Annotated in this window: 10 protein-coding genes; 4 read left to right on the top strand and 6 right to left on the bottom strand. The window is 74.1% G+C overall.

Annotated elements, in window-relative coordinates; genetic code table 11:
* Positions 1-32: 32 nt before the first annotated feature.
* The 4 genes from RCG67_RS04310 to RCG67_RS04295 form a co-directional block, all read right to left on the bottom strand.
* On the bottom strand, positions 33-1,046 hold the full coding sequence (locus RCG67_RS04310; protein WP_368824985.1) for a DUF8320 family protein: 1,014 nt from the start codon (positions 1,044-1,046) through the stop codon (positions 33-35).
* Entirely contained in the window at positions 1,043-2,338 is a 1,296-nt protein-coding gene (locus tag RCG67_RS04305; RefSeq protein ID WP_368824984.1) for a sensor histidine kinase, read from the bottom strand. Before RCG67_RS04305 ends, RCG67_RS04310 begins: the two co-directional genes overlap by 4 nt.
* Positions 2,339-2,371: 33 nt before the next feature.
* Positions 2,372-3,088, bottom strand: a complete 717-nt coding sequence (locus tag RCG67_RS04300) for a LuxR C-terminal-related transcriptional regulator (protein ID WP_058873970.1) — start codon at positions 3,086-3,088, stop codon at positions 2,372-2,374.
* 136 nt (positions 3,089-3,224) lie between these two features.
* The gene (locus RCG67_RS04295; RefSeq protein ID WP_368824983.1) at positions 3,225-4,208 is read right to left on the bottom strand and encodes a hypothetical protein; all 984 of its coding nucleotides are present in this window, start codon (positions 4,206-4,208) and stop codon (positions 3,225-3,227) included.
* 86 nt (positions 4,209-4,294) lie between these two features.
* Between RCG67_RS04295 and RCG67_RS04290 the strand changes: the two genes are divergently transcribed.
* Complete coding sequence (locus tag RCG67_RS04290) at positions 4,295-6,001, top strand: long-chain-fatty-acid--CoA ligase (RefSeq protein ID WP_368824982.1); 1,707 nt, start codon at positions 4,295-4,297, stop codon at positions 5,999-6,001.
* A 10-nt stretch (positions 6,002-6,011) separates the two neighbouring features.
* Here the strand turns inward: RCG67_RS04290 and RCG67_RS04285 are convergent, their stop codons facing one another.
* Positions 6,012-6,626 (bottom strand): flavin reductase family protein, encoded by a 615-nt coding sequence (locus tag RCG67_RS04285; RefSeq protein WP_368824981.1) that lies wholly within the window; start codon positions 6,624-6,626, stop codon positions 6,012-6,014.
* 185 nt (positions 6,627-6,811) lie between these two features.
* On the opposite strand from RCG67_RS04285, the gene RCG67_RS04280 reads away from it, so the two are divergent.
* The 3 genes from RCG67_RS04280 to catC all read left to right on the top strand — a co-directional run bounded on the left by RCG67_RS04280 (position 6,812) and on the right by catC (position 9,257).
* On the top strand, positions 6,812-7,747 hold the full coding sequence (locus RCG67_RS04280) for a LysR substrate-binding domain-containing protein (RefSeq protein ID WP_368824980.1): 936 nt from the start codon (positions 6,812-6,814) through the stop codon (positions 7,745-7,747).
* Positions 7,744-8,847: a mandelate racemase/muconate lactonizing enzyme family protein gene (locus RCG67_RS04275; RefSeq protein ID WP_368824979.1), complete on the top strand. Its 1,104-nt coding sequence runs from the start codon at positions 7,744-7,746 to the stop codon at positions 8,845-8,847. The genes RCG67_RS04280 and RCG67_RS04275 overlap by 4 nt, the downstream gene beginning before the upstream one ends.
* Positions 8,848-8,978: 131 nt before the next feature.
* Positions 8,979-9,257: a muconolactone Delta-isomerase gene (gene catC, locus RCG67_RS04270; RefSeq protein ID WP_058873976.1), complete on the top strand. Its 279-nt coding sequence runs from the start codon at positions 8,979-8,981 to the stop codon at positions 9,255-9,257.
* 82 nt (positions 9,258-9,339) lie between these two features.
* Here the strand turns inward: catC and RCG67_RS04265 are convergent, their stop codons facing one another.
* Positions 9,340-12,171 carry an AAA family ATPase gene (locus tag RCG67_RS04265; RefSeq protein ID WP_368824978.1) on the bottom strand — a complete coding sequence of 944 codons (2,832 nt, stop codon included), beginning with the start codon at positions 12,169-12,171 and terminating at the stop codon, positions 9,340-9,342.
* Between the last annotated feature and the right edge of the window lie 52 nt (positions 12,172-12,223).

Genomic DNA, 12,223 nt, shown 5'->3' with positions numbered 1-12,223 from the left:
GCGGGCGCCCGCACCACGGACGGTGGAGCCGATCAGAACCGGGAGACCTCGCCGGTGCCGTCGGCGATCTCGATGGCCACGGGCTCCTCGTCCCCGGCGTTGCCGTCGTGGACGATGAACACCGCGGCCGGCTCTCCCTCCGGGAAGGCGCGGATCGTGACCGACCCGGAGGTCGCGGCGTTGAGCACCTCCATGGCCTGGCGGGTGGCCGCGCGCAGCACCGCCGTGGGCAGGGGCTTGCCGCGCTCGTCCAGGATGTCCACCTGCACGCCCCGGGCGCGCGCCGCCCGCGTGACCTCGAGCAGGTAGGGGGTGGCGATCGAGCGGCCCCGGATCGAGTCCCGCAGCTGCGCCTCGGTGAGCCGGAACTGCTCGATCTCGTACTCGGAGACCGGGGAGGGGTCGTGCGCGATCCGCTCGAGCAGCCCGCCCGCGAGGCGGCGCACCTCGTGCACGCGCTGCACGGAGGCGTTGACCGTGTCCTTCTCGGCCTCGTCGTGGGAGCGCGCGGAGATCACCATGTCCCGGGCCTCGGCGAACGCCGCGGAGGCGCGGTCGTACTCGTGGGCGATGAGCTGGCTCGCGAGCAGCAGGGCCGCCGCCGCCGCGTTCGTCAGCGCGGCGTCCCAGAGGCCGAGCGCGGAGCGGGCGCCCCACGTCATCGACACGGCCACCGCGATGACGAGCGTGGCCCAGCCCCACCCGGCGCGGCGCCGGATGCCCAGGGCCACGAGGAAGCCGTCGAAGCCCAGGGTGAACCACTGGCCCCCGAAGAGCTCCGCCTGGGGGTTCAGCGCGTCGTAGGAGCGCTGGATCGAGACCAGCATGAGGAGCACGCCCAGGGCCGCGGGCAGGTCGGGCAGCCGGCGCTGCCCGTAGGGGTACACGACCAGGGCCACGGCGACCACGTAGGTCACGAGCGCGGCCTGCATGAGGTCCGGCTTCTCCATGCTGGACGTCTGCAGCACCCCGAGCACCACGGGGATCAGGAAGAACACCGCGGCGGCCACCAGGCTCAGGGGGTGGAAGAGGGTGCGGGAGATCACGGCTGGGCGTCCCGGGGCCAGAGGATCGTCACGCGGGTGCCGCGCCCCGGTGCGCTGTCGACGTCCACCGCCCCGCCCACGTGGCGCACGTTGCCCAGGATGGACACGCGCACCCCGAGCCGGCGGGAGTCGATGCTGCGGACCTGGAAGCCGCGGCCGCGGTCCAGCACCTGGAAGCGCAGGAAGAAGCCCTCGGGATTGACAGGGGTGGGCGGGCAGACGTCGCCGTCCATGGTCACGTAGGTGACCTCGGTGCCGGCGTGCCGGGCGCTGTTGGAGACCGCCTCGGTGACCGCCTGCACGAGCGCCTGCGCCGTCTCCACGGGGATGAGGGGCCGCGGCTCGCCCGGCGGCCTGATGTAGGGGGTGATGCTGTTGAAGCGCACCCGGCTGCGCCACGGGGACAGGGCCTCGAGCAGGTCGTCCAGCAGGGTGTGCACCATGGTGGTGCCCTTGCCCTCGGCGCGGCGCTCCTCGATGGCGAGGACCTCGAGGGCCCGCTGCGCCAGTTCCCGGGTGCGCCGCTGGACGGGCCCCGGGGCCCGCCCGGCGTCGAGCAGGGCGGCCATGACGTTGTCGTGGATCAGCCGGTCCAGCCGCTCCTGCTCCTCGGCCTGGGAGCGCGAGCGGTTCAGCTGCAGCTCCTGCGCGATCGCGGCCGCGTAGACCTGGTCCGCGTTCTGCCCACCCCGGTAGACCAGGCTGATCAGCACCACGAGGACCACGCCGAACGCGATCCGGCTCGTGGCGTCGAACAGCACGCCCATCACGTCCGCGGCCTCCGTGATGCGCACCATGACCAGGACGTAGAAGACCGTGACGGACACCAGGTAGGCCACCGCCAGCTCGATGCTCCACGCGACCACGGTGGCGGCGGCCGCGAGCAGGATGAAGGGCTCCACCCACGGGTCCTGCGGCGGGGAGGTTCCGGTCCAGGCGAGCGGGAGGGTCAGGACGGCGAGCGCCACGAGCACCGGCGCCGCGAGCACCGGCCACATCCGCACCTGCCGCCGGGCGCCCTGGAGGAGCATCGCGCAGCCGTTGAGCATGAGCGCCACCAGGAACACCAGGTGCCACCGCGCGAAGGCGGGCAGCTGGTCCCCGACGATGGTGAGGGCCTCCAGGAAGAGCGCGACGACGACCAGCCCGTGGCAGAGGTTCGCGAGCAGGTGGATGCGGTAGGAGTTCATCCCCAGCTCCTGCGGCGAGGTCGGCACCAGGAGACTGCTGCGGCGCCGCCGGGCCGGGACCTTCCGGTAGGCGAGCGGGGGCCGGGGCGCGACGTGGCTCACGGAGCGGTGGTCCTCACCGCGGCGAGGGGCGGCTCACAGATGCTTCTCCGCCGTGGTGATGTCCGCGGTGGGCTCCACGAGCCCGTCCTCGATGGCCCGGATGCGCAGGTCGATCTTGGTGGGCGCCGGGCGCCCGACGCGCGCGTACTTCTCGCGGATGCGGTCGATGTTCGTCTTGACCGCGCTCTGCTTGATCCCCATCCGGCGCGCCACCTGGACCTGGGCGAAGCCGGAGGCGTAGAGCCGCAGGGTCTCCTGCTCCCGGGGGGAGAGGCTGGCGCGGGAGAACTCCACGTCCCCGTCGATCGCGGCGGCGAGCTCCTTGGTGATCACGGGCTTGCCCTCGGCGATGTTGCGGGCTTCCTCGATGGCGTGCTCGAGCGGGTCCGACTTGCGCACCAGGCCCAGCGCCCCGGCGCGCAGGGCCTCGCGGATCAGCGCGGCGTTCTCGCCGATGCTGAAGATCAGCACCTTCATGCCGGCGGCACGCAGCAGCTCCACGTTCGTGGCGGGACGGGACATGTCGTCGAGGGACAGGTCCAGGAGCACGACCTCGCACTCGATCCGCTTGGCGCCCTGGGCGGTGAGCGCGGGGTTCTCGGGGTCCCGGCCCAGCTGGTCGAGGAGGGCGGGGACGCTGGAGGCCGATCCGACGAGCTTCACGTCCGCCTGCGAGGTCATGGAGACGAGGCGGACGCCCTCCCGGACGACCTCGTGGTCATCGACGACGGCGACAAGGGTGGACGGCATGGGCGATTCCTCCGGGTGCTGCTCGGTGGGCCGGTCCGCAGATTTCCGCGTGGGGGTGACGGATCTCACCGAGGTGCTCCGATTGTCCCCCTTCTTGTGGTGGGATGCGAACTCGACACGGTGCCGGGACGCAAAGTTACCGGCCCGGATCCCCCCAGCCCTCCCCCCAGCGGTCCACCCGGCGGTGGTAGCGCACGCCCCACAGCCCGCCGAGCACCGCCGCGAGCAGGTCGACGACGAGCACGGCCACGACCGCGAGCAGGCCGGGCACCAGCAGGTCGCCGATCAGCGCCTGGGCCGAGACGCCGACGGGTGCCAGGCCGACGGTGTCGGCCCACACCAGTCCCGCGACGGTGGCCACGGAGCGGCCGAACAGGGACCACAGCCACACGGACACGCCCTGCCGGGCGCCCGAGAAGCGCGCCATCCGGCCCGCGGCGTATCCGCCGCCCAGGAAGGCGAGGAACTCGACCAGGCCGAGGGCGGCCGCGCCCGTCCAGGCCGTCGCGGAGCCGGCGGCGAGGTCGTCCACCACGCCCCCCACGCCGTCCACGAGCCGCAGCCCGAGCGCCGCGGCGGCGAGCCCCGCCAGCGCCAGCAGCAGCCAGGTCAGGGCCATCGCGCTGAGCCAGCCGAAGAAGCCGGGGATCAGCTGGAGACCCCCGAACTCGTCCCGCTGCCGGGCGTGCCGGGTCGCGGCGTCGACCGGCACCCCGGCGGGGACGCCGGACGGGACGCCGGCCCCGGGGTCGTGCCCTCCGCCGGCGAGCGGCCCGGAGCCGTGCCCGCCGCCCGGTGCGGCGCCGCGGGCCCCGAGCACGGGCGCCGGGTCCGTGCGCGGGCCCGGGTCCTCCTGCACCGGGCGCTGGGCGGTCACCGCCGGCAGCGGCCGGGTGTGCTGGTCGTCCTCGTCGTCGTACCAGGACCAGTCCTCGGCCCCGCCGCTCCCGGGGTCCCGGTCCCCGCCGGCGGCGTCGCGCGGTGCGCCGCCGGCGGGGGCGGCGAACCGGCTGACGGGGGGCAGCGGCCGCGTGGCGTCGGAGGAGTCGTGCGGACCGGTGTCCGACCAGGGCATCGGGTCGTCGGGCGAGGGCGAGCCGGGTGTCGAAGAGGGGGTCATGGCATCGGAGTCTACGGCCGGTCCCCGGGCCGGGCCCGGCGGACGGGCCCGGCCCGCGGGCGGTGTCGCCGAGTAGTGTCGAGGACATGCCTGTCGAAACCGTGCGCGAGTTCCTGCGCGCCCGTCCCTGGACCGCCAGCTACGACCCGGGCGTCCCCGCGGACCTCGACCTGCCGGAGACCTCCCTCGTGCACATGCTCGAACGGTCCGTCGCCCGGCACGGGGCGGGCACCGCGCTCGAGTTCTTCGGGGCCACGACCTCCTACGCCGCCCTGGGCCGGCAGGTGGACCGCGCGGCCGAGGGGCTGCGCCGGCTGGGCGTGCGCCGCGGCGACCGGGTCGCGCTCGTCCTGCCGAACTGCCCGCAGCACGTCGTGGCGTTCTACGCGGTGCTGCGCCTGGGGGCCGTGGTCGTCGAGCACAACCCGCTCTACACCGCCCCGGAGCTGCGCCACCAGTTCGAGGACCACGGCGCGCGCGTGGCGGTGGTCTGGGACCGGGCGGCCGGGCGGGTGCGCTCCCTGCCCGCGGACCTGCGGGTCGAGACGGTCGTGTCCGTGGACGTCACCGCCGCGATGCCGCGCGCGAAGCGGCTGGCGCTGCGGCTGCCGCTGCCGGGCGCCCGGGCCGCCCGCGCCCAGCTCACCGGCCCCGCCCCGGGCACGATCCCCTGGAAGCAGCTGCTCGCCGCGGACCCGATCGCCGCGGAGCACCCGCGGCCCACGGCCCACGACCTCGCGCTGCTGCAGTACACCTCCGGCACCACCGGGCTGCCCAAGGGGGCGATGCTCACGCACCGCAACCTCGAGTCCAACGCCCTCATGGGCCGGCACTGGCTCGGCTCCGGCGCGCACGAGGTGGTGCACGGCGTGCTGCCCCTCTTCCACGCCTTCGGCCTGACCCTCGGGGTGACGTTCGCGATGTCCCTCGGGGCGAGGCTCGTGCTCTTCCCGACCGTGCGCGCGGACCTGGTCCTCGGCGCGATGAAGCGCTCGCGGCCCACGGTGCTGCCCGCCGTGCCGCCGGTGTACCAGAAGCTCCTCGACGCCGCGCAGGAGCGGGGCGCCGGCCTGCAGGGCATCCCGGTGGCCGTCTCGGGGGCGATGAGCCTGCCGGTCCCGCTCGTGGAGCGGTGGGAACGGTCCACCGGGGGCATCCTGATCGAGGGCTACGGCCTCACCGAGTGCTCCCCGCTCGTCGCCTGCAATCCGCTCAACGACGCCCGCCGGGCGGGCTCGATCGGGATCCCGTTCCCCTCCACCGAGATCCGGCTCGTGGACCCGGAGACCCTCGAGGACGTCCCGCGGGACCGGCCGGGGGAGCTGTGGGTCCGGGGCCCCCAGGTCTTCCGGGGGTACTGGAGGCGCCCCGACGAGACCGCCCGGGCGCTGACGGACGACGGGTGGCTGCGCACCGGCGACATCGTCACCGTCGACGAGGACGGGTTCCTGCGGGTGGTCGACCGGCTCAAGGAGGTCGTGATCACCGGGGGGTTCAACGTGGCTCCCAGCGAGGTCGAGACCACGCTGCGGCAGCACGACGCCGTCGAGGACGCCGCGGTGGTGGGGCTCGTGGACCCCGGCGGCCGCGAGGTGGTCGTCGCGGCCGTGACCCTCGTGCCGGGCGCCGCCCTCGACGAGGCGGTCCTGCGCGAGCACTGCCGCGCGGGTCTCGCCCGCTACAAGGTGCCCCGGCGGATCGTGGCCGTGGAGGAGCTCCCGCGCACGATGCTCGGCAAGATCCAGCGCCGGGAGGTCCGCGAGCAGCTCCGGCGCACGGGCGTGCGGCTCTGAGCCCGGGCGCTCAGGGCAGGTCCGCCTCCGGGGCGACGTCCCGGTAGGGGGTCCGCCGGATGGACCGGATCCGTCCCAGCTCGCCCCACTCGTCGCGCCCGAGCCGCGAGATCGGGCGCAGCGTCCGCACGACCGGGCCCCGCTCGTCCATGTCCGCCTCGTCCACGACCACGTGCGTGACCTCGCCGAGGACCAGGAAGCAGTTGCCCACGGGGATGGGGTCCGTGTGCAGCCGGCACTCGATGGCGGCGGGGGACTCGGCCACGCGGGGGACGGCCACGGTGCGCGAGGGCTCACGGGTCAGGCCCACGGCGTCGAACTCGCTGATCTCGGGAGGGTAGTCGGTGCTGGTCGCGTTGATCCGCTCGAACAGCCCCTCGGGCGCGAAGCTGACCACGAACTCCCCGGTCTGCCGGATGTTGCGGAGGCTGTCCTTCTCGCCGACCGAGACGAACTGGACGACGGTGGGGTTCTCCGAGGCGACCGTGAAGAACGAGTGCGGGGCCAGGTTGTCGACCCCCGCGGCCGAGCGGGAGCTGACCCACGCGATGGGGCGGGGGACCACGAGGGACTTGACCGACCGGGCGAAGGAGCCGTGCCGGTCGGCCGTGATGTCGGTGCGCATGGCCCCATTGCACCACTCCGCGGGGCCGTGGTCACGGGCCGCGGCCGTCGGAGACTCCGGGACACCCCCGTTGATTGCAAAGAGGATCTGTCCTAATAGGGTGCTTTCAGTGTAGTCTGTGGATCAATGCGTGAGGTGGTGATCGACGACGGCCCCTCCGACCGAGCGGAAGGACCACTGTCACGATGGAGATCCGGCAGCTCAACTACTTCATCGCCGTGGCCGAGGAGCGCCACTTCGGCCGCGCCGCCAAGCGCCTGCACATGGCCCAGCCGCCGTTGTCCCAGCAGATCCGCCAGCTCGAGGAGCACCTCGGGGTGCGGCTGCTGGACCGGACCACCCGGCGGGTGGACCTCACCGCCGCCGGCCAGGTGCTCCTGGACCGCGGCCGGCGGATCATCAACGAGGTCGAGGCCCTCAAGGCCGACGTCTACCAGGTGGGCCAGGGCGCCACGGGCGTGCTGCGCGTCGGCTTCTCGGGCTCGGCCACCTACGGGGTGATGCCGGGGGTGGTCCGGCGGGCGAAGAGCGCCATGCCCGGGCTGTCGCTGGCGCTGCACGGCGAGATGCTGACCCCCGCCATGGAGGAGGGGCTGCGGGACCACACCCTCGACGCCGCCCTCCTGCGGCCGCCCGTGGCCTCCGCGGACATCGAGTACCGGGTCGTCGCGCGGGAGCCCCTCGTGGTGGCGCTGCCCTCCTTCAGCGCCCTCGCCGTGGACCTGCCCGTGGCCGTGCACGAGCTGCAGGACCAGGAGTTCATCACCTACCCGCCCGACTCCGTGCTCTACCGCACCGCCGCGGACCTCTGCCGCCAGGCCGGCTTCCAGCCCCGGATCGCCCAGGTCGCGGGCGAGACGTCCACGCTGCTGTCCTTCGTGGCGGCCGGCGGCGGGGTGGCCGTGGTGCCCGCCGGGGTGCGCGCCTTCCAGCTCGAGGGCGTGGTCTACCGCGACATCGAGCACTCGCCGCAGATCGAGCTCGCCGTGGCGTGGCGGCGCGAGGACCGCTCCGCCCTGCTGCACAACTTCATCGACCTCGTCGTCGACGTCCAGGGCGCCGCCGGGGCCCCCGGCGGCGAGCCCGTCCCACCCGCCCACGAAAGGCCCGCCCGCCCATGAAGATCGCGACCATCGAGGCGATCCCCTACTCGATCCCCTACGTCCACCCCCTGCACTTCGCCTCGGGCGCCGTCCACGAGGCGGATCACGTGCTGGTGCGGATCACCACCGACGACGGGATCGTGGGCACCGCCGACACCCCGCCCCGGCCCTACACCTACGGCGAGACCCAGAAGTCCATCGTGGCCGTGGTCGAGGACGTCTTCGCCCCGCAGCTGGTCGGCCTGGACGTCCTGGACCGGGAGAAGGTCCAGGCCGTGCTGGCCCGCACGATCCACAACCAGACGGCCAAGGGGGCGGTGGACATCGCCCTGTGGGACGTCATCGGCCAGGGCCTCGGGCAGCCCGTGAGCAGGCTGCTGGGCGGGTTCACCGACTCCATGCGGGTCTCGCACATGCTCGGCTTCAAGCCCGCCGCCGAGCTGCTGGACCTGGCGCTGGAGTTCCGCGAGACCTACGGGATCAGCACGTTCAAGCTCAAGACCGGCCGGCACCCGGTCGGCCTCGACGTCGAGGCCGCCCGGGTGCTGCGCGAGGGCCTGGGCGAGGACGCCGAGCTCTACATGGACGCCAACCGCGGCTGGTCCGCCAACGAGGCGATGGAGGTGCTGCGCCGCACCGAGGACCTGGGCCTGCAGTTCCTCGAGGAGCCCGACGACGCCCGCGAGGTGCTCGGCCGCCGCCGGCTGGTGGAGCGGTCGACGATCCCGATCGCCGCCGACGAGTCCGCCCCGAACCTCGGGGAGGCCGCGAAGGAGATCCTCACCGGCGGGGCGAACCTGCTGGCCGTGAAGACCGCCCGGTCCGGGTTCACCGAGGCCGCCAAGATCGTCGGCATGGCCGAGGGCATGGGCATCGACGTGTACGTGGGCAACCAGATCGACACCCAGGTGGGCACGATCGCCTCCGTGGTCTTCGGCGCCGCGCTGGCCCACACCTCGAAGCGGGCCGGGGAGCTGTCCAACTTCCTGGACATGGCCGACGACCTCCTGGCCGAGCCCGTGGTCATCACCGACGGCAGGATCCGCGTTCCCGAGGTGCCCGGGACGGGCACCGCCGTGGACGAGGACAAGCTCACCCACTACCGCACCGACCGGTAGCGCCGCACCGCGCCGCCCCGCCCGCCGCACCCCGGCCGGGCCGGGCGCCGGCACCCGGCCCGACATCCCGACCGACCGACATCCCGACCCGACATCCCGACCCGACATCCCGACCGACGGAAGGACGCACCGTGAAGTACCTGGTCCACATGGACATCAACCTCCCCACCGACATGCCCGCCGAGGAGGCCGCGGAGATCAAGGCCACCGAGAAGGCCTACTCCCAGGAGCTGCAGCGCTCCGGGAAGTGGCCGGAGATCTGGCGCGTGGTCGGCGAGTACGCCAACTACTCGGTCTTCGACGTCGAGTCCCACGACGAGCTGCACGACATCCTGCAGAACCTGCCGCTGTTCCCCTACATGGACGTCACCGTGGTGCCGCTGGCCAAGCACCCCTCCGACGTGAAGTAGCAGCAGGACGGTCCCGCCCCCGCGAGGCGGCGGCCGACGCCGGCCCGGTCACCGGGAGCCGACGTCGGCCGCCGCCTCGCGGTCATTCCGGCGGACGGTAGCGGGCGGCGAGCTCGCTGCGGGAGCGGATCCCGAGCTTCCCGTAGATGCGGGTCAGGTGGTACTGGACGGTCTTCTCCGCGAGGAACAGGGCCCGCGCGGTCTCCTTGTTGGTGGCCCCGCCCGCGACGAGCTCGGCCACCGCCTGCTCCTGGGCGGTGAGCTGCACGGTGGTCCGGCCCACGGCCGCGAGCACCGGGTCGGAGGGGTCGGGCAGGTTCCCGACGTCGAGACCGGTCGCCTTGAGCTCGCGGTCGCAGCGCTCCACGTAGGTGGCGGCGCCCAGCGAGTCGTAGAGGTCCCGCGCGGTCCGCAGCACGGTGGAGGCCAGGCGCCGCTTGCCGGCGCGGCGCATGCTCTGCCCGTAGGCGAAGCTGATCCGGGCGCGCAGGTACGGTCGGTTGAGCCCGCGCAGCTGACCCAGGGCCGCCTCGAAGTGCTCGCGCGCGGTGTCCGGATCGCCCTGCGCGGCGAGGATCCTGCCCCGGGCCCACGCCGTGCGGGCCTCGTCGGACGGGATCCGCCGCTCGCGGCGCACCCCCTCGAACGCGGTGAGGAAGGCGTCCGCGTCCTCGAGCCGGTCGGTCATGACGAGGGCGTTGACGTAGCTGTCCTGCCACGGCCAGAAGGAGACCCGCTCGTCGGTCCACGGGTCGAGGTCCGTGAGCGGCTGCAGCACCCCCAGGGCGCTCTCGTAGTCGGCGCGGGCCTCGTGGAAGCGGGCCCGCGCGAGGCTGGCCGGGACCTGCATGGCCCGGTAGGTGCCCGGCTGCACGGCGGCCTGGGAGACGTAGTGGCGGGCGCGGTCCCAGTCCCCGCGCATCGACCACAGCTCCGCGGCGGTCCAGTACAGGAGCGGCCGGATCAGCGGCATCCGGGAGGTCTCGAGACGCACCGAGGCGCGGGAGACCGTGGCCGCCGCGGCGTCCCAGTCGCCCAGCACCAGCTGGGTGCGCGCCAGCCACGCGTCCGCCCACAGGGAGATCCGCAGGGACCCGCCCCGGTACTCGGTGGGGGCCGCCGCCTGGAAGTTGACGAGCGCCGACTCCACGTCGTCGGCGCGCAGGGCGAGCCACCCGGCGCCCATCTGTACGCGCTGCTTCTGGGCGTTCTCCGCGGCGTGCTCGAAGGCCCGCTCGTAGGAGTCCTCGGCGTCCCGCAGCCGGCCCTGGGCGAAGAGGCCCAGGCCGTAGATGGCCTCGGACTCGATGTGGGCGGGGGTGCCGGGATCGGTGAGCGACATCGCGGTCTCCGCCCACCGGGTGATGAGGGGCCCGTCCCACGAGGCCACGCCGTGCAGCACGAAGCGCTGGGCGATCTGCGCGGCGGACGCCGGGTCCCGCTGCCGGTTGCTCGTGCGCCACGCCATCTCGAGCTGGGTCTGCGCGCTGCGGTTCTGCCCCGAGACCGTGGAGAGGTAGCCGAGCACCGACGAGCGCAGGGGGGAGGACGGCATGGCGTCCACGGCGGCCGTCCACATGTCGGCCTGGGCGATGTTGCCCGAGCCGACGAGGGCGTCCACGGCCCGCAGGAGACGGTCGTTGCGGGCCCGCGCGTCCGCGGAGAGCCGGGACGCCGAGAAGAGCGCCGTGGCGACCTCCTGCCAGGCCCCCACCATCGCCTGCCGGCCGGCGAAGGCCTCGAGCTCCACGGCCAGCGCCTCGTCGGGGCCCGGGGTGGCGGAGACGCGGTGGCCGAGCTGCTCGCCCTCCTCGTGCACGGCGGCCGAGGCCCGCCGGTGCAGCTCGATCCGCCGGCTCGGCACGATCAGCCCGTAGACGGCCTCCGCGGCGCCCGGCTCGAAGAACTGCACGACCGAGCGGGCCTGGTCCACGGCCAGGTCCAGCAGCCCGGCGCGGTGGCCCTCGTCGAGCGCCTCCATCAGGGCGTCCACCCCGCTCACGTGGCCCACCTCGGACAGGCCCGCGCTGCGGCCCAGCACGGCCACGGCCTCGGCCGTGCGCACCAGGTCGGGGGAGGCACCGGTGAGGACGCTGTGCACGCGGGCGCGCACCCGGGAGCTCGCCGGCAGGTCCGCGAACCAGGAGTGCCAGGTGTCCTCGGGCAGCTCGTGCAGCAGCTCGAGCACCTGCTGGGGCAGCCCGCCGGTGTGCCGGGCGAGCCGGTGCGCGGCGGTCGCGCCGAGGTCGAGGCCGAAGTACCGGCGGGCCGCGGCCCGGACCTCCTCGGCACCGAACGGCTCCAGCGGGATGCGCTGCACCTGGTGGCCGGTGAGGAAGTCGAGCACGCCGGCCGGGACGTGCCGGGACTGCGACGGGTCGAGGGTCAGGACGAACATGACCCGCTTGCCGTGCATCCGGCGCATGACGAACACCAGGATGCGCAGGCTCTGCTCGTCCAGCCGGTGGACGTCGTCGACGGTGACCACCACGGTGCCGCGGGTCTGCAGGCTCTCGAGGTGGGTGCTCAGGGTGGCGGCGTAGTTCACGGCCTGCGCGGGGCTCAGCTCCGCGACCGGGGCCGAGGGCAGCGCGGGCTCGCCGTCGAAGCCCCGGGACGAGCGCAGCGGCGTGGCGAGCATGAGCTGGCTGTACCCCGCCAGGGCGAGCTGCGACTCCCACTCGTCGCCGGTCGCGCTGAGCACCCGGACCCCCCGGGCGGCGGAGCGGCAGTGGTCCAGGAAGAGCTCGAGCAGGGCCGTCTTGCCCGAGCCCAGCGGGCCGTCGAGCACCACGGTGCGGACGTGGCCCTTGCGCACGGTCCGCAGGACGTCGACCAGCTCCTCCAGCGCGCCGGCCCGCCCGACCAGCGGGAACTCGTCCCCGGAGTCGCCGTGGTGCAGGCCCGCCGTCATGGCCGCGAGTCTACCCCGGCGGGGTGCACGGCCGCGCCGGCGGGCCTGCGTC

This window comes from Kocuria cellulosilytica, from assembly GCF_040981245.1.
GTDB classification, from domain to species: domain Bacteria; phylum Actinomycetota; class Actinomycetes; order Actinomycetales; family Micrococcaceae; genus Kocuria; species Kocuria cellulosilytica.
Note: the sequence above shows the minus strand (reverse complement) of the source record. Positions and strands in the feature narration are given on the sequence as shown.

Bases quoted from the DNA above. Each gene is read 5' to 3' on its own strand.
- RCG67_RS04300 (WP_058873970.1), bottom strand. From the start codon at position 3,088: ATGCCGTCCACCCTTGTCGCCGTCGTCGATGACCACGAGGTCGTCCGG.
- RCG67_RS04265 (WP_368824978.1), bottom strand. From the start codon at position 12,171: ATGACGGCGGGCCTGCACCACGGCGACTCCGGGGACGAGTTCCCGCTG.
- RCG67_RS04290 (WP_368824982.1), top strand. From the start codon at position 4,295: ATGCCTGTCGAAACCGTGCGCGAGTTCCTGCGCGCCCGTCCCTGGACC.
- RCG67_RS04280 (WP_368824980.1), top strand. From the start codon at position 6,812: ATGGAGATCCGGCAGCTCAACTACTTCATCGCCGTGGCCGAGGAGCGC.
- RCG67_RS04295 (WP_368824983.1), bottom strand. From the start codon at position 4,208: ATGACCCCCTCTTCGACACCCGGCTCGCCCTCGCCCGACGACCCGATG.
- RCG67_RS04285 (WP_368824981.1), bottom strand. From the start codon at position 6,626: ATGCGCACCGACATCACGGCCGACCGGCACGGCTCCTTCGCCCGGTCG.
- RCG67_RS04275 (WP_368824979.1), top strand. From the start codon at position 7,744: ATGAAGATCGCGACCATCGAGGCGATCCCCTACTCGATCCCCTACGTC.